Raw genomic sequence first — 21659 nt, forward strand, 5'->3', positions numbered from 1 at the left:
GCCTTAACCGGCTTACCTTTTTTTATGCATGGCGCCCCGCACTTTACTTAAAAACTCCGGGGACACGCCCAGGTAGCGGGCAATCTGGTTTTGAGGGACCCGCTGTACGATCTCGGGGTATTTTTCCGTAAACGCAATATAGCGCTGCTCCGCCGTTTGCGATACGAGGCTATGGAAGCGGCGCTGCAACGCGAACAGGGAGCGCTGCACCAGCAAGCGGAACATGGTTTCAAATTTTGGCACCCGCTCAAACAGTTGCTGCTTGCTTTTGTAATCGATCAGCAGCAACTCGCTGTCTTCCAGGGTTTCGATAAACATATTGGAAGGTTTCTGCTCGGTGAAGCTGTACAAGTCGCTCACCCACCAGTTTTCCACCGCAAAGGACAGGATGGTTTCGGTGCCATCGTCGCTAAGGAAATACGTTTTCACACAACCTTTTACGATAAAGGCTTCAAAGTCGCAAACCTCTCCTTCCTGCAACAGGTAAGTACGTTTACGCACCCGCCGGAATTTGAGCAGGGAATGGAAGTACTCCCGCTCTTCCGCCGTGAGCGTAATACATTTATCTACAAACTGATCAATTGCCTGGTACATGTGCCAAAGATAAGGTGCTTATTCCTTGCTCGCAAAGATGCATAAGGAGCAGAGAACGCAAAGACCTGTTTTTTATTTGTTAAGAATATTCTTTTTTCATTTATAGAAAATTAACCAACATCCCCCTCTGCGCTCTCTGCCCCTTATGCATCTTTGCGAGAAAAAAATCCGCCCAGGGCCGCAGGCCCCTCTGCGCTCTCTGCCCCTTATGCCCCTTTGCGAGAAAAAAATCCGCCCCTCTGCGCTCTCTGCTCCTTATGCATCTTTGCGAGAAAAAATCCTACAAAGTCGCCATATCGATCACGAAGCGGTAGCGCACATCGCCCTTCAGCATGCGCTCATACGCGGTCGCGATATCCTTGATATCAATCACTTCCACATCGGAAACAATATTATTTGCCGCGCAGAAGTCCAGCATTTCCTGTGTTTCAGGCAAACCGCCGATCATAGAACCCGCTACGCTCTTACGGCCCGCGATCAGGGCAAACGGAGGTATCTGCGAAGGCTCAGGAGGTACCCCCACGCAAATATGCGTGCCGTTCGTCTTCAACAGGGACATATACGCTGCGATATCATGCTGCGCACTCACGGTATCCAGGATGAAGTCAAACGAATTTTGCGCGGCTTCAAACTGCGCCTTGTCGGACGTGAGCAGGAAGTTATGCGCGCCCAGTTTTTTAGCATCCGCTTCTTTGGAAGGGGAAGTACTCAACACGGTCACTTCCGCGCCAAATGCTACGCCGAATTTCACAGCCATATGGCCTAAGCCGCCCAGGCCCAATACCGCCAGCTTATGGCCTTTGCCCACTTTCCAGTGGCGCAGCGGGGAATAAGTGGTGATGCCGGCGCACAGCAGCGGCGCTACATTGGCCAGCGGCTGGCCTTCCTGGATGCGCAGCACGAAATCTTCCTTCACCACGATGGTTTTGGAATAACCGCCGTAGGTAGGCATCCCGTCCGTGTAGTGATTGATGGCGTTATAGGTCTGGATGTTGCCATGGTCGCAATACTGCTCCAAACCATCCTTACAGTTGTGGCATTTCCCGCAGGAATCCACCATACAGCCGGTGCCGGCCAGTTCGCCCACTTTGAATTTAGTTACCTGCTCGCCCACTTTTACGATCCTTCCTACAATCTCGTGCCCTGGCACCATCGGGTAAATGCCGGGGAACCAGTCGTCGCGGATCTGGTGCAGATCGGAGTGGCACACGCCGCAGTAGAGGATATCGAACTGCACATCGTGCGGTCCTACTTCCCTGCGTTCAAATGCCCATTCAGCCAGGTCTGCTCCTGCACTTTGTGCAGCATAACCTTTTGTCTTAATCATAAACAGTAATTGATTTGTCGTTGGAAATAAGCGGCGGACGGTACTTGGACCGTCTTCCTAAACATGCTCCCGGTTTTCCGCCGCCCTGGCCGGGCGTTGCGGATGATTACAAGGCTGTAATTTAATAAAAAAGACATTATTACAACATGCGGACAATTCTTATTCCTCCGGTTCCGCTGCAGGCTTACTACCCGGCTTATATCCATTGCTTTCCAACCAATAGTAAAGGGATGGGATGACCACCGGCACAAACAGCAGCGTGGAGGTCAGCCCGCCGATGATCACCGTTGCCAGCGGGCGCTGTACGTCCGAACCAATGCCGGTACTCAGCGCGGCCGGCATCAGGCCGATGATAGCGACGATGAGCATCATCATGATGGCTTTCAGCTGGTCGACCGATACTTTTTGTACGGAGGCCCGTACCGTCAGGGCGGATTTATAAATTTCCCGGTTCAGGGCGGACACGAGCAACACGCCTGCCATCACGGAAATCCCGAATATCGACACAAAGCCCACGCCGGCGGATACGTTGAAGTGATAGCCGCGTATGAACAGGGCTACGATGCCGCCCGCCATCGCCACGAGGATGCAGCTCATGGTCACGAAAGTATGTTTCATGTTTTTAAACAGCATGAAGAGGAATACGAATACAATCACGATGGTCAGCGGAATGGTGATCAGCAGCTGTTTGCCGGCGCGTTCCAGGTTTTCGTATTGGCCGCCGTAGATGATGCTGTACCCTTTGGGCACGTGAATCTGCCTGCCGATCTTTTCCTGCAGCTCCTTCACAAAAGAACCCTGGTCGCGGTTATGGACGTTGGTGCGCACGGTGATCATGCGCTTGCCGTCGATGCGGTAGATGTTCGTTTGCCCGTCCACGAAGCGGATATCCGCCAGTTGCTCCAGGGGTATGAGTCCACCCGTGGCGCTGGGCACCTGCAAGGTTTTAATCACATCGATGGAGTTCCTGTTTTCGGGGAGATAGCGGACCACCATGTCATACCGTTTCGTCCCGTTGTAAATGGTTCCCACGGCCCGCCCGCCGATGGCCGCTTCTATCATATTCTGGATATCGCTGACGTTAATGCCAAAGCGCGCGGCGTTTTCCCGGTTGATGTGGATGGCCAGCTGCGCCTGGGTGCCTTCCTGCTCAATATTCACGGAAGCGGCGCCCTCGGTGCCCCTAACGATAAGGGCTATACTATCCGCCTTGCGGCGCATCATTTCCAGGTCGTCCCCCACGATGGAGATGGCCAGATCCGCCGCGCTGCCGGTTACAATTTCCATCACCTGGTCGATGATGGGCTGGCCGGAGTTAAAGCTTGCCCCGGGGATATTGCGCTCCAAATCCGCCTGTATGCGCCGTACCAGCTCCTTTTTGGAAATGGTATCGCTCCAAAGCTTATAGTCCTTTAGCCCCACGAGGATTTCCGTCCTGTTCGGCGGGAAGGGGTCCGTACCATCGTCGTTACGCCCGGTTTGCGTGATCACGTATTTCACCGGCGGGTATTTCCCGATCACCTCCCTGATCTTCGGCGCTATCTTCGCGTTCTCCTGGATCGTCACCCCTGCGGGCAGGAAGGAGCGCATGAAGATCGATCCTTCATCCAGCTCGGGTAAGAATTCCGTACCTAACGCGCTGCCAAGGCCCATCAGCAGCAATACCAGTAAGCCGGCTGCCAGCACCGTTTGTTTGTGGAAGCGAAGAAAGAAATTCAGGGAGCGGGCGTACCATTTCTCCACCTTATCCAACACAATGTTGCGGTGGGCCTTAATAGGCTTATCGGTAGACAAAGCGTTTTTATAGGCAAATGAAATCAGTACCGGGATTAAGGTGAGCGCGCAGATCATGGCGCCTATGACGGCAAAGGCCAGGGTGAGGGCCATGGGCGAAAACAGTTTTCCTTCCACGCGGGTCATCAGCAAAATCGGCGTATAGCCAAGGATGATAATGGTCACGGAGAAAAATATTTCCCGGCCTACTTCCTGCGCTGCCTGCAGGGTGACGCGCATGACGCCGCCCCGCTTCTCCTCCTCGGTGGCCGTACGGTAGCGGCGGATCAGGTGTTCCGCCATCACGCAGGCCCCGTCTACAATGATCCCGAAGTCGATCGCCCCGAGGGATAACAGGTTGGCCGGGATGCCGGTGAGCCGCATTAGTATAAACGCAAAAAGCAATGCAAACGGAATGGTGGCCGTTACCACCAGCGCGGAGCGTATGCTGCCGAGGAAAAACATCAGCACAATCACCACGATGCTCACGCCCATAAACAGTGTATGCGATACCGTTTCCAGGGAATGGTCGATGAGGAAGCTCCGGTCGTACAACACCCGCAGCTTTACGCCTTCCGGCAGCTCGGTGGCGGTGAGGTCTGCAATTTTTTGTTTCAGCACTTTCAGCACTTCGCTGGGATTTTCGCCCCGGCGCAGGAGGATGATGCCTTCCGGGGAGCCGATCTTATCCAGCTTTTCGTCCGGCACGGCGTAACCCAGCACGCCGGATGGCGGCGGCGGCGCTATTTCCACGGTGGCCACATCGCGTATATACACGGGCGTGCCGTTAACGGCGGTGAGTACGATGTTCTGGATATCCTTCTCCGAGCGGATGGCGCCCAGGCCGCGCACGGCAAAGCCCTGCCCGCCCCGCTCCATCACGTTGCCGCCGGTATTGAGGTTATTTTTTTGCACGGCGTCTATGACGGATTGCAGGGTAAGGTTGTACTTGCGCAGCTTTTCCGGCGAGGTGAGGATATGAAATTGTTTCAGCGGCCCGCCGAAGTTGGTAACATCGGCAATGCCCGGCACCTGCAGGATGGCAGGGCGTATCACCCAGTCCTGCAGGTCCCGCAGCTCCATGGGCGAAAAATTAGGCGGCGCTTCCACCACGTAACGGTAAATCTCTCCTACGGCGGTGGTCAGCGGCGCCAGCTCCGGCGTTACGCCGTCCGGCAGCTCCATGGTGGAGATGCGTTCTATCACCTGCTGGCGGGCAAAATAATCGTCCGTACCATCCTTAAAGGTAAGCTGCACCACGGAGAGCCCGAAGATGGTGCGGCTGCGCCGGTCCAGCACGCCCGGCACGTTGTTGAGCGCGCGTTCGATGGGGATGGTAACCTGTTGCTCTACCTCTTCAGCGGCGCGGCCTTCGTAGGGCGCCACCACGATCACGTTGGTATCTGCAATGTCGGGATAGGCTTCGATCTTGAGCTGCGTGAAGCACCAGTAGCCGATGGCGGACAATACCAGCGCCGCGATGATCACGGCCCAGCGGTTGCGTAATGAAAATATAAGTATGTTCCGGATCATGGTTCAAATAGGTGTACCTGGTGAGTCACAATAAAACCGCCTGTAAATTCCTGCCGCAGCGCGCGCAGCACGTCCTGCACTTTCTGCTCATCGTCGATGAACGTGATCATGATGGGCGGTTCATCAAAGGAAAATATCTGGTCGGGCCTTTTCATTTGCTGGTTCGCGCCAAAGCCCATCACGCCGCGGTAGGCCGTAGCGCCTTTGATGTTGCTGTGGAGCAGTAAGTGCATGATGAACTCGTACAGGGGTTGAGAACCATGCATGTCATCTCTGTCTATAAAAAGCTGTGCCTGTAGCATGACGGGTGTTTTAGTAGCCAAATGAAATACCTTTTAACTGCATGGCGCCATCGGTAACTACCTGGTCGCCGGCCTGCACGCCGCGGTACAGGATGATGCGGTTGCCTACCTGCGGGCCGGACAATACTTCCTGCCGCCCGAAGGTCCTTGCGTCTTTTTTCACGAACACATAATCCTTGCCCTGGACGGTGAGCAGCGCCTCCTTAGGTACGGAAAGGCTGTTGCCTTCGTCGATACCGAAGCTAACGTTCGCGTACATTCCCGCGCGGAGTAAGCCTTTGGGATCCTGCACGCCTATACGCAGTTTAACCATGCGCGTTATATTGTCCACCACCTCTCCTACGCTTTCGATCGTACCGCTGAAGGTCATATCCGGGTAGGAAGTGAACTGTAACTGGCAGCTGCCGCCTTTCTTTACTTTCGTGACCTGTATTTCCGGCATATCGCATATCACCCATACTTTTCCTACCCGCGCCTTCATGAGTTCCTGCGGCTCGAAGCCGGCCATTTTCAGGCGGGACTCATGTTCGAGGATGGCCGTCTTTTCGTTGTTGAGGTCCGTCTGCGCCAGGGCCAGGTCCGTCTGCGCGGCGATGAGGTCCGTCTTCGCGTCTGATACATCCTTGCCTGTGCCGGCGCCGTGTGCGGCGAGGTCCTGGAAGCGGTCCAGCTCTATCTGCTTTTGCGCGATGATCGCTTTGCGTTGCTGGATGATACTGCCTTTCTGCCGGATGCTGATGATGTGTTGCAGCATTTCCGTGTAGTTGACCGTGAGGTCCGGCGCGTCGAAGAGCACGAGGTTCTGGTCCGCATTTTCAGAGGAAGGGGCTACGGTAGCCACTACCCTGGCCGGCGCCGTGAGTTCCGTATTAATATCCCCCTGGGTGATGGTGACCGTTTTAAAAAAGCCGAGGGTAACGCTATCCGAAGGAAAGCGAATCACCGCGCCGCTGTCCGTCACCTCCGGCTTGGTATCCGGATGCGCCGGGGCTTTCGGGGACTCATAGGAGCCGCAGGAGGCGAGCATGCCCAGCCCCTGTGCTGCTATTAAGATGAAGCAAAGCCTTTTCATGTTGCTCGTTATAGTTGATTAATCAATCCGGTTACGCAAAGCAGTTGCAGGTAACTTTTACGGTAGTTATACAGCGCGTCGCAGTAGAGTTTTTCCGTATCGAACCAGTTGCGCTGGGCTTCCAGGAAATCGATGATGGTAGTACCGCCACGGGTATAGGCATATTTCACGGATTCCAGCACCTGCTGGGATTTACTGAGGATGCCGCTGTACTTCTCCACGGTTTCCTTGCTGACCTGGTAGGCCCGCAGGGAAGTCTGCACTTCCGTTTGCACCTGCATCTGCACGGCGGAGAGGCGTTGCTGCGATTGTTCCAGCAGTAGTTTCGACTTTTTAATTTCCCCCTGGTTGCGGCTGAAGAACGGCAGGTCGATCGTGCCGAAGAAGCCTACATAGGGCACGGTGTTCTGCGGGTTATAAATCACCCCCAGCTCCGGCACGGGCACGGCGAGGGAGCGTTGCAGCCTGACATTGCTTTTGGACAATTCGATGTTGGCTTTGGCCGCTTCCACATCCGCGCGGCTGGCGTAGGATAGCGCGAGGAGGCTGTCCAGCGCCGGGGCCAGCTGCATGGTGAAAATGGAGTCTGTATCATTGACGGTGACGCTGTCCGCACTGCCGAGCATCAGCCGGAGGTTTTGCAGCTCGTTGCGGTAGGTTTGGTCCACGTTTTTGGATTGCAATTCATACTGCTCCTGCAGGAGCTGGGTGCGGGCAAGGTCGCTGGTGCTGATGACCTGGTTTTTAAGGCGGATCTGCTGAATACCCACCAGCGTATCAATATTGGTGCGCGCCTCGTCGATCAGTTCCAACGTGCGCTTGTTGTACCATACATCCAGCCACTTAACGCCGGCGTCCAGCAGGAGGTTGCGCTCCAGTTCCCGGTAGTTGCTGGCGGTAACCATAACGTTCTGGCCTGCTACTTCCTGTTTGTATTTCCGCTGGTTCGCCAGCTGGAACTGTTTGGTCAGCTGCCACCATACCTGGCGGTTATGCGGGTTGGAAAACTGCGTGCCTGTCGCAAAGTCGCGGTCGCGGATCAGCTGGAGGGTCTGGTTGTTCAAACTGAGGTTGGGCCGTAGCCCTGCGGTGACCACATCCGCCTGTGCGATGCCGGTATTCAGGCGTTCGGGCTTCAGGAAGGGGTTATTTGCTTTTACCATGTGCAGGGCCTCTCTGAGTGTCATTTGCGTTTGTGCGCTCATAGTCATGAAAGGCGCCATTCCCAGGAGGGTGATCAGGGCAACCTTTCTTTGCATAGTCATCATGCTATTGGATTTTTGCATTTAAGCCAACAGGCCATACGTTGCAGGTTATCAGGCGCCGGTGCTATATCTCTCCCTGACACTCAAAAAAATAACAGTGTAGCCGGCGCCGTATCCGAACAAGAACAATTCTGGCAGAGGTTCTGTTTACGGGGGAACAAATATTTCCCGTTGGCGGTTGCAAAGGTAAAAGCGGGGTTAGTGGCGGGGGGTTAGAGCGGGTGTAGAATGGGATTAGAAATTTATTAGAAATGGGCGGGGCTGCGGGCGCAGCCTCGCCATCGAAGCTACCGGGATACTCAATCGCTTCGCAAACTCTTCACCGGGTTCATCATCGCCGTCTTCACGGATTGCAAACCGATAGTCCCTACGGCCACCACCATCATCAATCCGCCGGTGACGGCAAACACCCACCAGGGAATACTGATCCGGTACACGAAATCCTGCAGCCAGGCGTTCATCGCCCACCAGGCAACAGGGGTAGCGATGACGATGGCCACCAAAACCAGGCGGATGAAATCCTTCGTCAGCAACCCGATGATGCCGGCCACGCTGGACCCCAGTATTTTACGGATACCGATTTCGCGGGTACGGCGGGATACGTTGAATGCCGCCAGCCCCATCAGCCCCAGGCAGGTCACAAACAGGGTAAATACGGAGAAGATGTTGATCAGCTGCGCCAGCCGTTCGTCCGCCTGGTATTGCTGGTTAAAGGCATCGTCCATGAAAAAATACCGGAGGGGATGATCGGGAAACATCCGCTTCCAGACCGCTTCGACGGACGAGAGGGTACCACGGATATCCTGGCTGCTCATCTTCACCGCAAAGTAGCTGGCTTCGTTATTAATGAACGGAAAGATCATGGGCAGCAGCGCTTCTTTCAAAGAGCGCTGGTGGAAATTTTTAATGACGCCTACAACGGTAGATTGACCTCCCCAGAAGTTAAGCTGCTGCCCTACTGCCGCTTCCGGGCGCTCAAAGCCCAGTAGCCTGCAAGCTTCCTCGTTGATGATCACCCGCAGGTGATTATCGCTGCCGGGAATGAAGTTGCGCCCTGCCAGCAGCTGCAGGTCCAGCACGGGTATAAAGTCAGCGTCAATGCCGTACAGGTAGTAGTTATAGCTGGATGCCCGAGTATCTCCCAGGCGGGTAACGTTGGAGGTAGTGGACAGCGTTTCCAGCCCCAGGCCAGGCATACAGCCCGCAAGGCTCACCTTTTCCACCCGGGCCAGTTGCCGGAGTTCCTGTTTGAATGCGCGGTAGCTGGTCGAATCGTTCAGCAGGTTCGGCGCGCCGACGACCAGCACCTGGTCCGTATTCATACCCAGGCTTTGCTGCTTCATAAACGACAGCTGCTTATACATCACCAGGGAGGCTACCAGCACTACGGACGCGATGGTAAACTGCCCCACCACGAGTATTTTCCGCAGGCCGCCCCCTTGCAGGTTGCCGGTAAAGCTGCGGCTAAGCGCGCTCACCATATTGGCGGACGACATGGCGTAAGCCGGATACAACCCTGACAGCAGCCCGTTTACAATGAACAATGCCACGCAGGTCAGCCAGAACTGCGGGTTGGTAAAGATGCCCGTAGTAGCGGCATTGCCGACGATATTGTTATAAAACGGAATAGCCGCCCATATCAGCAGCAGCGCCACAGCAAACGCCAGGAGGTTGATCAGCAGGGATTCCGCGAGGAATTGCCGGATGACCGCCCAGCGGGAGGCGCCCAGTATTTTTTTGATGCCCGCTTCTTTTAGTCGCGATGCCGAACGGGCGGTGGTGAGATTTACGTAATTGATAATGCCGATGAGCAGCAGCAGGTAAGCCACGATCAGCAGGAAGCGCACCGTTTGTGCGTCCCCGTTAACGTCCGGCTCAAAGGATTTTTTAGAGTACAGGTGAATGGACTTGATGGTTTCCGCTACATAGCGCTTGTCTTTCAGCTGCGGATGCGCTGCGCTAAAGGCCCACAGCTTGCGGTTAAACGCCTGCAGGTCCGTACCCGGCCGCATTTGCAGGTAGAGGTAGTTGTTGTTGCCTCCCCAGCTGTCTAATAAAATACCGAATTTCTCTACGATCCGGAGAGGCATCAGCACGTTCATCCGCAGGTGTGTATTGGGAGGCATATCCGCTATGACGCCGGTGACGGTGAGGGTGTTGCCACGCAGCACCAGCGACTTCCCCACCGGGTCAGCATTGCCGAAGTAGCGTCGTGCAGTCGAGGCCGTTAGTACGGCTTCCATCGGGCCCCGCAGGGCCTTCTGCGGATCGCCGGCAATAAATCGCTGGGGGAAGATGGAAAATACGGACGGATCCACGGCGTACAAACCGTCTTCCAGGAAGGCCTGGTGCGTGGAGGTAGTCACTTCGCTTTCGCCTATACGCTGTATGCGCACCACATCCTTTACTTCCGGCATTTGTTGCTTCAGCTGCGCGGCCAGGGGAGGATGCGTTTCGCAATCGGTGGTCACAAAGGCGCCGTCCTTGTAGAGGTTGAGCGTAACGCGCCAGATGTTATCCGCATCCGGATAGCAGTTTTCATAACTCCTTTCAAACTTCACATATTGCATGATCAGCAGGAAGGCGGCCATGGCCACGGCCAACCCTGTCACGTTGAGCAGTGAGTAGAAGCGGTCCTTCCACAGGTTGCGCCAGGCAAATTTCAGGTTACGGAAATTCATTTGCATAAATATACGTCATCGCAGGGTTTATGCCAGGCAGCTATGTGGTTGAGTATCAATATGGGCAGGAATGGTAGTTTGTCCGCATCCGGACAAATGGTGTCCGTTTGCGGTTGTTACATCAATCCCAACGCCAACCGGATCGTTTCATTCACGGCCGCCAACTCCTCGTCCTCCTTCTTCCGGCTCCTTTCAGAATGGCTGCGGTTAATCACGGGACCTACATTTTTCAGTTCCTCAAATACATTCTGCTCATGATCTTCAAAGATCAGGTGGCGACTGAGAAATTTCGTGATCAGGCCCAGCTGCTCCGCATTCAGCTGCAAACTGGTTTGTTGCAGGTGCTGCGCAATCTCCGCTTCAATTTCCGCCTGTTCAGCGGCATTGCCCACGGCGAGCGGCAGCAGGAGTAAAAATAAAAGGGAGCGGTTTTGCGTGGCCTTCTCCGTAATAGCTTTCAGCTCTTCCCAGCTAAAGAGGGACAGGTGAAAATGGCCGCCGGTATTGCCAAGGTAGGTATCATTGAAAAAGTACACGGTTTCATGCGGATGAAACTCCGCGTAGAAGGTCACCTGGCCGTTCAACGGATGCGCATAGGTATAGCCGTTCCAGGGCTCTTCCTCCTCTGAGCCCGTCAGTTCAGTAAACCAATCCTCGGAAGGCATGTCAAAATGTTCAAACAGGTAATCGGATAGCATTATTTCCAGGTCATCGCTAGAGGCAAAAGGGAACTGGGTCAGCAGAAAGAGGCAAAAGTTACGGTTAGCTAAAGATAATTCCATTGTTTCCAGGTCGTGGTAATAGTTATTTTGTGTGCAATGAAGAGAAATCTGTGGCAGACTCCTTTCTCATTACAAATATATACATTTGTTCTGTCATCAATCAACTATATACCGCTCGTACCGGCATATAACCATCCCGCATATACGAAAATCAAGCTGCCTCCCGGATCTTACCGGAACCGGATGTCATACTTCTTCCCGGCCACGGTGGCCATTTCCCGCTGCTGACCGCCATACTTCACCAGCAGCTTTCCGCCGTTGCGGGAGAGCACCTCTGCGCTTTTTAACCGCCCCTGCTCCCACTGCATGCTCACCTCAAATCCTCCCCTGGCGCATAAGCCTTTTACCGTTCCATCAGCCCATTCCGCCGGCAATGCCGGCAGCAGCTCCACAAAGCCCTGGTGACTTTGCAGCAGCATTTCCGCAATACCGGCCCCGCCGCCAAAATTACCATCTATCTGAAACGGCGGATGCGCGCAGAACAGGTTGGCATACGTGCCGCCGCCGGTCATCTTAATACCGCCTTCGTTACCAATGAAACGCAGCAGCTTCTTCAGCGCATCGTAAGCCCGCTCCCCGTTGCGGAGCCGCGCCCATAAATTAATGCGCCAGGTGATGGCCCAGCCCGTGCCGTCGTTGGTGCGTATCTCCAGGGATTTACGCACGGCGTCCGCCAGTGTAGGCGTGGCCGTAGTCGTAATACTGTTGCCGGGATAGGCGGCAAATAAATGCGACAAATGCCGGTGATGCGGGTCCTGATCCTCCCAATCGTAATACCATTCCTGCAGGTTGCCTTTTTTACCCACCTGGTAGGGATAGAGTTGCTGCAAGGCGGCCTGCACCTGCTTTACCAGCGGCCGTTGCATGTTCAGGGCTGCCGCTGCCTGCAGGTAATCCGTAAATAACTGCCGGATCATCGCCAGGTCTGCCGTAGCGCCATAGGCCACCGCGCCATGATAGCCGGTGGCAGGTATGATGTAAATATTTTCAGGCGAAGTAGCCGGCGCCGTTACCAGGTAACCTTTTTTATCCTTCACCAAAAAGTCCAGGCAAAACTGCACCGCGCCTTCCATCACCGGCAACGCCTTCTCAGCGAGGAACTGCTTGTCGCCAGTAAACGCGTAATGCTCCGCCAGGTGCGTACTTAACCATACGCCTCCCATGGGCCAGCTGGCCCACTGCGCATCGCCTTCCCCAAAAGCGCCAACGGGATTGGTCATCGCCCAGAGGTCCGTGTTATGGTTACACGCCCAGCCGCCGCAGTTGTAATAATCTCTTGCAGTGACGGCGCCGCTGCGCTGCAGCCGCTCCGTCAAACTCAGCAGGGGCTCATGGAATTCGGACAGGTTGCCGGTTTCCACGCCCCAATAGTTCATCTCCGCGTTGATGTTCGTCGTGAAATTACTGCTCCAGGGCGCCCGCAGGGCCTCATTCCAGATTCCCTGCAGATTGGCGGCAATGCCGCCCGGCCGGGAGGAGCTGATGAGCAGGTACCTGCTGTATTGATAGTAAAGCGCAATCAGCCCATTGTCCGTCTGCCCCTGGGAAAAACGTTGCAGTCGCTCAGCCGTGGTGAGCTGCTGCAGGTTACTATCTCCCAAATGAAAATATACCCGGTCAAAATACTTCCTGAAATCCTTTTCGTGCCGGCTGTACAACGCCGGGTATTTCACCGCAGCAGCCTTTTCCAGGTAATCGCCCGCCAGCCGCATTTCATCTCTGCCCTGCGTACCGGGATTTTTATCGATGCCGTTATAACTCGTAGCCATAGACAGGAGCAGCACTACTTCCCCGGCGCCGGATATCCGCAAGGTACTATCCTTCCACTCCTGCTTTCCATCGGATTGCAGCACTTTCAGCATCGCCGTAAAGCGCATGGCATGGGCCGTGTCCTGGATCACCGGGTTGGCGGAATTCCGGTAGTTCGGCTCCACATGCACCGGGCTAAACCCTTTCAGCGTGAGCTGCCCCTTCCCCGCAGTGGCCTGGTGCAGGAGCAGGCTGTTAAACCTGGCTGCCAGGTTCAGTGTACCCTTGCCCGTGGCCGTCAGCCGGATCACCATCACCTGGTCCGGGTAGGAAACAAAATATTCTCTTTTATACCTGGCGCCATCCACCTCATAGCTCACCGTGCTGACGGCCCGCTGTATATCCAGGCTGCGCTGGTAATTCGTTACCGGTTTGCCGCCGTGATTTACCTCCAGCAAGAGGTTGCCCAGCGGCATATACGATTCCGAATACTTCCCCTGCATGAACTTCATCAGGGAATCCGCTGCCCGGTAATCCTCGCGGAACAAGGCTTCCCTTACGGCCGGCAGGTAGTTTTTGGCGGCGGGGTTCATATGCGGGTCCACCGGGCCGCCGGACCATAACGTTTCTTCGTTCAGGGATAACCGTTCGGTTTCAACGCCGCCGTACACCATGGCGCCCATGCGGCCATTGCCGATGGGCAGCGCTTCTTCAAAATGACGGGCAGGGGTTTTGTACCAAAGCCGCAAATCCTGGCCCTGCCGGGCAAAAACGGATAACGGCAATACCAACAACAACAGGTAATGGCATTTCAATCGCATGAAATTTATTTTAACACAGCCGCTAAAGTAATCAGAAGGGGACAATTATGCAAACCAGGGGTCGGAAATATATAAGGGTTAGTCTGATACCTGCCACATTTCAACCGATTCCAGGAGCAGAAAGGGGCCGTCGCATTTACCCCACTTTAAGTCGCACTCGCCCCGCTTGCGCAACAGGGGCAGTCGGTAATTTTGACCAGTTGAAAAACATACCATGAAAACAATTCATAATGCGGCGGACCGCGCTGCACTGATCACCCGCATTCAGGCATTACAGGAAACAAACCCCGCACAGTGGGGCAAAATGACCATCCACCAGATGATGTACCATTGCATCCTCTGGGAGGACCTGGCGCTCAACAAATCCCAATTTCGCCAGAACCTCATAGGCAAGATCTTCGGCAGGATGGCGCTCCGCTCCCTCACCAAAAACGATGAGCCGCTGAAACGCAGCACTCCTACCGATCCGTCCTTAAAAGTCTCCGGCAACGTGGTACAAACCTTCCCCGAATTAAAGGCCAAATGGATCACCCTCCTGCAGGAACATGAGCAGCATGCGGATACCCCCATCATGCACCCCTTCTTCGGGAAAATGACCGGCGCCCAGGTAGGCATCCTGGCCTATAAGCATACGGACCATCACCTGCGGCAGTTCGGCGGATAGGAGGCGCAATCGCCTCTTTGTTATTTTCTTATTTTTTTGGGGAGAGATTTAATTGCACGGGGAGCGGTGGTCCCGGCCGGGCAATGGGATTTGCAAGGCGGTATGCCGGCTCCCCGTGGTTTTTAAAGGGTACTGGTTATTTACCCTGCTGCGCAACGGCGCCGCCACTGATCAGCCAGGGCCGCACAGGTAACGTTGCGTTGCTGCTTAAGATTAACTGGATGCTACCGCAAAGCAAAAGTTTACTTACCTGTTGTTTGCTTCACCAGCTGAATAGTACCATCTGGATTGTAGTAAAGCTTGTCCACGCAAATGCTGCGGAGCCAGTCGTGGTGCGATAAGGAGCTGTTGTGGTAAAACGCATACCACTGCCCTTTGTACTCCACGATGGAACCGTGGTTGGTATAACTGTCCGTAGAGGCCATATACACGCCCTTGTACTCCCAGGGGCCCAGCGGGCTCTTACTCATCGCGTAACACAAACGGTTATGCTTCCCGTCTTTATCATAGTTATCCGAATAAGAAAGGTAATAGATCCCGTTGCGTTTATGCACCCAGGTAGCCTCGTGGAAATCCACCAGCCCTTCCATGGGCTGCATCTCCCCGTCGATGGCTACCATATTCTCTTTCAGCTTGCCTCCCATGCATTTGCCCCCGCCACCGTAATAAAAGTAAGCCTGCCCGTCGTCATCCACAAACACGCACGGATCAATCAGGGATTCCAATCCTTCGATGTAGCCCTGCACTTTAAAATCACTCGCCGGTTTGGTACTCGTGGCCACGCCTATTTTCCAGGTCTTGTTCCAGTCCGTCCCGCTGGGATGGGGAAAGTAATAATAATACACGCCGTTTTTATACGCGCAGTCCGGCGCCCACATAAATCCGCCTTCCTTACGGCCCCAGGGCACCTGGCCGGAATGCAATATCTCCCCGTGATCCTTCCAGTGGATCATATCATCCGTGGAGTACACATGATAGCGGTCCATCAGGTCGCAACCCTTCGGCGGCGCCACATCGTGGGAAGGATACACGTAGAGCCGGCCATCCGCCCATACATGCGCGGAAGGGTCTGCCGTGTAGATGTCCCTGACAAAAGGATTCTGCTGCGCCTGGCAATCTGCGGCGGCCAGGGCTGCCGCGACTGTAAACAAAGATCCGGCAAGCATGGAGCGGAGTACGCTCCTGTAATTTTTTTTCAAATGCATTTCCATGTATTGGTTATATTATCTGATTGGGCTAAATGATATCTTAAAGGGGAGAAGGGCAGACGCCCCTCTCCTGCTGTATGAAGAACCATCAGGGTACATCCACCCTGACTATTTCTGAGTAATTAAACTTTTTATTGCTGTCGTCCACGCGCACGCCTACACGTGCGTAGAAGGTGCGGCCGCTCAGCAGGTTGGGCACCGTTACCGTATAGGAGGTCTTGGCCATATCATCGCTGTAGCTGGCGTTGATCCCTAAAATATTCGGCCCCGTATAGACGTCATAGATAGTAGCGCCGCTGCCTACAAACGGCGTGTTGTTGACGAAAGGCTGCACATCCAGCACCTTTGGCAATCCCGCTGCCTTAGGCGCAAAGAGGTTAAACGTCATCTGCAGGGTGGTACCGTTAAGCTTCCAGCTGAAGTTTTTAATTTCCAGGTAAGGCGTTACGGTAAAGTCTTTCGTCGTATTGCCGGCAATGTCCAGCTCCACGGTATCCACCGGCCAGAAAGCGCCGTTACGCGGCACTACGCGGTAATGACCACTGAAAATGCGCGTATCCCTGAAGCTGCCATCCGGCTTGGCAGGAATATTATAGGGCGCGGGCGTGCTGCTCCAGCTGAGTTCTTCCAGCTGTACCTGGAAGCCGCCGGTTTCCGTGAGCAGATTTTTGCCCGTTACGCTGTTGATAAGGTTCCCGGAGAAAGTCGCATCCGGCCCTGCATAATTGTCCTTTTTGGAACAGGACGTTGCCATACAGCACATGGCTGCAACGAGGAGGCCGTTTATTAATCGTTTCATAATGCTAAAGTTTAAAAATTAGTAACCGGGGTTATTGGGATAGAGGTTAGGATTCTTACCCAACTCGCCTCCCGGCAGCGGCTCGTAATACCATTTCTTTTCAAAAAAGAAGCTGCGGTGCCCCATCTCTTCCTGCTTCAGCAGGATGTACTTGTTTTCGTTTTCTATCCAATAAGGGTAGATGCCATAGAAACGGGTATTATCCAGCACCTTGTCGGCTATACGCCATCTGCGGAGGTCCCACCAGCTATGGTGTTCAAACGCGAGTTCTTTCATGCGCTCGTTACGCACCGTATCAATGGTGATGTTGGCGCCTGCCGGCGCAGCGCCGGCGCGGTCCCGCAGCTGGTTGATCACATTGAGCGCGTCCGCCGTCTTGTCCGCCGTGCCCAGCTCCATCGCCGCTTCCGCCCTGTTGAGCAGCACCTCGGCATAACGCATGTCTATCCAGCTTTGCACGCTTTGGTATAATCCGCAGGTAGCCTGGTCCGCCTTATAGTTGATATACTTTCTAACGTAGAAGCCTGTACGCGTTCGGCTATCGTTGCCGGCAGTGGCAAACATACCGGCCAGGCCCATCACGCGGCGGCCATTGTACAGCTGGTTGATATCGCCGGACACGATGAGGTTATCCGGCTGGTCCCATACGGAAGTATTGTTGTTGGCCAGTTCCTCCGCGGCGGTGCCATTGAATTTTTTATAAATACCCCGCTGGATATCGAACTCCTTACCACGGAGCGTAGCGCCCGGGAAATAGATGCTGGCCAGCAAACGCGGCTCCAGCCCCTGTTTGAGGGCAGCGCGGTCGTCAAATCGTTTAGGCGTGCCATCGGGATTGGTGATCGGTAAAGGACCGGTGAATTTTTCCACCAGGTCCAGCGTGGGGTAACAGGCAGCGTCACCGTCCGCCGTCATGTACCGGCAGGTCATGGTCGCGTCCCAGCTATGCGCCGTACCGGTAGACATCGAGTAGTCCTTCACGTACATGGATTCCGGGCTGCTCTGGTCCAGGAACAGGTCCACATAATTCTGCTCCTTGTTATCGTTTTTACGATACAGGCTGTAATGCCCTTCCACCAGCTTCGCCGCGTCATACGCTGCCTGGAAGTAGCGGGTAGCCTGGTCCGCCGGGATGCCGGCCAGCCCTTTCTGCCGCGCTTCCCCGTCTACATAATTCGTTGCGCCGTATTTGGCAATAGTGCCGGCATACAGCATGGCGCGGGATTTATAACCGGCCGCTACATACTTATTTGCCCGCGCGCGGATGTTGGCGTCGCCCATCAAAGCAATGGCGCTGTCGAGGTCGGAACCAATGAAATCATAGACTTCCTGCTCCTTGTTGCGCGGCACGCTCAAATCGGTTATACTTTGCTCCGGGTAGCTTTGCAGCGTTTTCACAATGGGCACGCCGCCATAACGCTTCACCAGCGCAAAGTAGAAGTAGGCGCGGCAGAAGTAGGCCTCCCCCAGTAACTGGTTGAATTTATCCTGCGTAAAAGCCCCGGCATATTTCGGGAAGTTGACGATCATGTAATTGATCGTACGGATTTTGTCGTACGGCCAGAAGCCGAAGCCCTGCGCCGCATCGCCCACGTTGTACCGCCCCACCATTTCGCCGGTGAGGTTACCCGGCTGCATGAAGTTCTGCCACCTTTCCCCGTCGCCATTCATGAAACCTCTCTCCGGGCGGTAGATGAAATCCTCTATTGGCATGCTGCCGTAGATGCTGGCCAGGTAGGCATTCACTCCTGTTTCGCTGGTGAAGATGTCCTGGTCCTTGATGATATTGAGCGGCGCTACATCCAGCTTATTACAGGCGCCAAAGGCAAGCCCTGTAAGGATCAGCACCAAGTATTTCAGTTTCATATTGAAGTAGTTTAGAAGGTTACGGAAGCGCCTACACTATAAGTCCTGTTCTGCGGATAGAGGTAACCAGCCTGGCCATAGTCCCAGTTTTGGTTGCCGCCGGATTTACCGGGATGCTCCGGATCTGAATATTTCAAGCCCGTGATGGTAGCCAAATTATAGCTGTTGCCGTAGATGCGCAGGTTTTGCACCCCTACCCTTTTCAGCAGTTGATGCGGCAGGTTATAACCGATCTCCAGTGATTTCACCCGCAGGTAGCTGGCGTTCTGCACCGCCTTATCGCCCTGGGCCCGCGGCCTGCCCGTGATCGGGTAATTGCCGGCCACCCATTCCGTTTTCGGATCAAATACATTGGCCTTCGGGTCCGCCGGATGCCACCTGTCCAGGAACTGCACCAGCGCGCTGCGGCCAAACATCAACGGCTCCGCATACTGTTCGTCGTACTCCACGTGGAAGTTCGCCGCGCCCTGCAACAGGACGTTCAGGTCAAAGCCTTTCCAGCTGGCGCCAATGGTCATACCGAAGTTCACCATCGGCTTATCACGGATCGCGATAGGTACCTGGTCCTTATCATCAATCACCCCATCCTCGTTGATATCCTGGTAGTAGTAGTCGCCCGGCAATACCGCCTGGTTGCCGCCACCGGTATTTATGGGATAATTGTATATCTGGTCGTAACTGGTGAATTGCCCGCCGTATAAAGGCCCCCACCACATGTTGGCAATGCGGTTGTTCAGGTTGTTCTTATAATTCAGGTAGGAATTGCCCTGGCGGGTTTGCTCCGCATAAATATTTTTTGCGCGGGTAAAGGCCACATTACCGGAGATGTTGTATTGTATCCCTGCCACCTTGCTGCGATGCCCCAGCACGATTTCAAAACTCGTATTCTGATCGCTGTTGAGGTTTTCCAGCGGCAGCGGCAAGCCCACGGTGCCCGGCACCTGCGCGCTCTTTGCGGCCGGCAGGCCGGTCCTGTTGCGGACGAAGTAGTCCACCGAGCCGGACAATAAACCATTCCAGAGGTCCATATCCAAACCCACGTTGAAGGTTTTTGATTTCAACCAGGTGAACTGCTGGTTGGTCACGCCCTGGGAGTTGATCCCGTTTACATAGGTACCGCCCAGTATAGCTCCCTGGCCCGGGTAGTTATACCCTGCCACCCACTGGTAATTGATGTTCGCATCATCCCCGAGAATACCGTAGGATCCACGTACTTTCAGGTTGGAGAGGATGCGCGGATCTATGATGCGCTGCACGAATGGCTCCTCGCTGATGCGCCATGCGCCGAGTACCGCAGGGAACAGGCCCCATCTTGCGGCCGGACTGAAGCGGCTGCTGCCGTCATTCCTCACCGTCATTTCCAGGATATACCTGCCCAGGTAATCATACCCTACCCTGCCTATCAAACTTTTCATCACAGTTTCATACAGGCCGTTGCCATCCATGGAGCCGCGCTGATCCGCATTATCGCCTGCAAACAAATAAGGAATGCCGAGGGAGTAGTTGCGCTGCGCCTGGAAGTTGTCCCCTTTCTGATGATTTTCTTCATAGAGGAACATCGCATTTACATTGTGCCGTTTGGCAAATGTGCGTTTGTAGTTCAGGGAGAGCTGCATCACCGTGGTGGTAGAGGTATAGTAACCACGGTTTACCCAGGAAGGCGAATTCACGGCAGAAGGTATGTACAGGTCGTTTTGCGCATCGTACAAATAGAGGTTGTATGTTTTTTTACCGGTGGTGTTATCCGCCATGCCCATGCCGTAGTTGTACACGCCCCTGGCATAAAGGCCTTCCACGCCGGGGATGTCATATTCCAGGTAGGCCTGGCCCTGGAAGTTCTTGTTCTTATAACTGCTGTTGCCCACGAGGTTATTATCGATCAGCGCCACGGGGTTCCCGTTTTCGTCCGTCACGCCGGGGTAGAGCGGGTTGTTGTTGGCGTAGATGGGCACGGTGGGCTGGTAGTTCATCGCATACTTGAGGATTTCCCAAACGGACCTTCCCTGCGGCGTATTCTTGTTATCCACGTAACCGGATACATTCACGCCGCCGCGTAAACGTTTGGTAAGCGTAACGTCCACGTTGGAGCGGAAGTTATATTTATCGTAATTGATGGCGTTGGTTTTGAAGATGCTGCCCTGGTTCAGGTAGCCGAAGCCGAAGTAGTACCGCACTTTATCCGTACCGCCGTTTAAGGATACGTTGTGCTGCGTTTGCGGGGCGGATTTGCGGGTGATAGCGCCCATCCAGTCGGAGCCCTGCTTGTTGCCGCTCAGGTATTCGCTGATGTTGGCATCGGAGTAGGTGGGCGACCGCAGCGCGAAGAAGTTATTGAATCCGGAATAATCTCTTTCGTTGGTGAGCAACATGAAGTCCACCGCTCCCACGCCCTGCGGTACGCTGAGGAATTGCTGCCAGCTTTGGTTAATGGAATAGTTGAGATTGAATTTGCCATTGTCGTTTTTTGCGCCCCGTTTGGTGGTGACCACTATTACGCCGTTGGCGGACTTAACGCCATAAATGGCCGCAGCAGCGTCTTTCAGGACGGACAGGCTTTCGATTTCGTCCGGGTTCATGCGGCTCAAATCCCCGGAGCTGCGGGGAATGCCGTCGATGATGATCAGCGGCGTGCCGCCCATCCCGCGGATGTCGTACTGGGTGTTGAAGGAACCTGGTTCGGCGCTCAGCTGCACGGTGCGCACGCCGGCAATTTTACCGGAGAGCATGTTCACCACGTTTTCATTTTTGGTAACGGTGAGTTCCTTTGCGCTCAGCGTAGCAACGGAACCCGCTACGGTGGCCTTCTTCTGGTTGCCGTACCCTACGACCACCACATCGTTTAAACTGGAATTGGACAGCTGCAATACAAAATCGATGGTACTGCGGCCGTTGATAAGTTGCGTTTCAGCTTTGTAGCCTACAAAGGAAACCGTCACCTTTGTAGCAGTGGAACCGGCATGCACGGTATATTCACCGTTTTCGTTGGTGTAACCGCCGCCCAGGCGTTTGGCGTCGTTCTCCAGCACAACGTTGGCTCCAAACACCGGCGCCCCTTTTTCATCTGTTACCCGCCCTTTGACGGCCACCTGCTGGGCCATCAGGTATAGGGGAAGCAGGCAGAGTAACAATACGTAATAGACTTTTTTCATGATGTAAATAGTTTAAAGAGCATTCTAACAGCGGGGATAGTGGAATTTGAATCAGTTAATCTGTCATTGATAGT

Annotated in this window: 14 protein-coding genes; 1 reads left to right on the top strand and 13 read right to left on the bottom strand. The window is 54.5% G+C overall.

From position 1 onward, the window contains the following. Positions 1-12: 12 nt before the first annotated feature. The 9 genes from BOC67_RS07710 to BOC67_RS07750 all read right to left on the bottom strand — a co-directional run bounded on the left by BOC67_RS07710 (position 13) and on the right by BOC67_RS07750 (position 13899). On the bottom strand, positions 13-594 hold the full coding sequence (locus tag BOC67_RS07710) for a Crp/Fnr family transcriptional regulator (RefSeq protein WP_291908983.1): 582 nt from the start codon (positions 592-594) through the stop codon (positions 13-15). Between the two features lie 280 nt (positions 595-874). Beyond that, positions 875-1921, bottom strand: a complete 1047-nt coding sequence (locus BOC67_RS07715) for an NAD(P)-dependent alcohol dehydrogenase (RefSeq protein WP_291908984.1) — start codon at positions 1919-1921, stop codon at positions 875-877. Between the two features lie 159 nt (positions 1922-2080). Next, entirely contained in the window at positions 2081-5227 is a 3147-nt protein-coding gene (locus BOC67_RS07720; protein WP_291908987.1) for a CusA/CzcA family heavy metal efflux RND transporter, read from the bottom strand. After that, a complete protein-coding gene (locus BOC67_RS07725; RefSeq protein ID WP_291908989.1) occupies positions 5224-5529 on the bottom strand; it encodes a DUF190 domain-containing protein in 306 nt (101 codons plus the stop codon). Before BOC67_RS07725 ends, BOC67_RS07720 begins: the two co-directional genes overlap by 4 nt. Before the next feature lie 10 nt (positions 5530-5539). After that, the gene (locus tag BOC67_RS07730) at positions 5540-6601 is read right to left on the bottom strand and encodes an efflux RND transporter periplasmic adaptor subunit (RefSeq protein WP_291908991.1); all 1062 of its coding nucleotides are present in this window, start codon (positions 6599-6601) and stop codon (positions 5540-5542) included. Positions 6602-6609: 8 nt separating this feature from the next. Next, positions 6610-7869 (bottom strand): TolC family protein, encoded by a 1260-nt coding sequence (locus tag BOC67_RS07735; RefSeq protein ID WP_291908994.1) that lies wholly within the window; start codon positions 7867-7869, stop codon positions 6610-6612. A gap of 296 nt (positions 7870-8165) precedes the next feature. Next, a complete protein-coding gene (locus tag BOC67_RS07740) occupies positions 8166-10547 on the bottom strand; it encodes an ABC transporter permease (protein ID WP_291908997.1) in 2382 nt (793 codons plus the stop codon). 116 nt (positions 10548-10663) lie between these two features. After that, on the bottom strand, positions 10664-11329 hold the full coding sequence (locus BOC67_RS07745) for an Imm19 family immunity protein (RefSeq protein ID WP_291909000.1): 666 nt from the start codon (positions 11327-11329) through the stop codon (positions 10664-10666). A gap of 170 nt (positions 11330-11499) precedes the next feature. Continuing rightward, a complete protein-coding gene (locus tag BOC67_RS07750; protein WP_291909002.1) occupies positions 11500-13899 on the bottom strand; it encodes a glycoside hydrolase family 95 protein in 2400 nt (799 codons plus the stop codon). A 214-nt stretch (positions 13900-14113) separates the two neighbouring features. Here BOC67_RS07750 and BOC67_RS07755 point away from each other — a divergent pair, with 214 nt between their 5' ends. Further along, positions 14114-14563 carry a DinB family protein gene (locus BOC67_RS07755; protein WP_291909004.1) on the top strand — a complete coding sequence of 150 codons (450 nt, stop codon included), beginning with the start codon at positions 14114-14116 and terminating at the stop codon, positions 14561-14563. Positions 14564-14805: 242 nt separating this feature from the next. On the opposite strand, the gene BOC67_RS07760 is transcribed toward BOC67_RS07755, so the two are convergent. The 4 genes from BOC67_RS07760 to BOC67_RS07775 form a co-directional block, all read right to left on the bottom strand. Next, complete coding sequence (locus BOC67_RS07760) at positions 14806-15768, bottom strand: family 43 glycosylhydrolase (RefSeq protein ID WP_291909006.1); 963 nt, start codon at positions 15766-15768, stop codon at positions 14806-14808. A 91-nt stretch (positions 15769-15859) separates the two neighbouring features. Beyond that, positions 15860-16570: a DUF3823 domain-containing protein gene (locus tag BOC67_RS07765; RefSeq protein ID WP_291909009.1), complete on the bottom strand. Its 711-nt coding sequence runs from the start codon at positions 16568-16570 to the stop codon at positions 15860-15862. Between the two features lie 18 nt (positions 16571-16588). Next, positions 16589-18436 (bottom strand): RagB/SusD family nutrient uptake outer membrane protein, encoded by a 1848-nt coding sequence (locus tag BOC67_RS07770; protein ID WP_291909012.1) that lies wholly within the window; start codon positions 18434-18436, stop codon positions 16589-16591. 11 nt (positions 18437-18447) lie between these two features. After that, positions 18448-21585 carry a TonB-dependent receptor gene (locus tag BOC67_RS07775; protein WP_291909013.1) on the bottom strand — a complete coding sequence of 1046 codons (3138 nt, stop codon included), beginning with the start codon at positions 21583-21585 and terminating at the stop codon, positions 18448-18450. Positions 21586-21659: the final 74 nt, after the last annotated feature.

The sequence above is a fragment of the Chitinophaga sp. CB10 genome, assembly GCA_001870995.2.
Taxonomy (GTDB): Bacteria; Bacteroidota; Bacteroidia; order Chitinophagales; family Chitinophagaceae; genus Chitinophaga.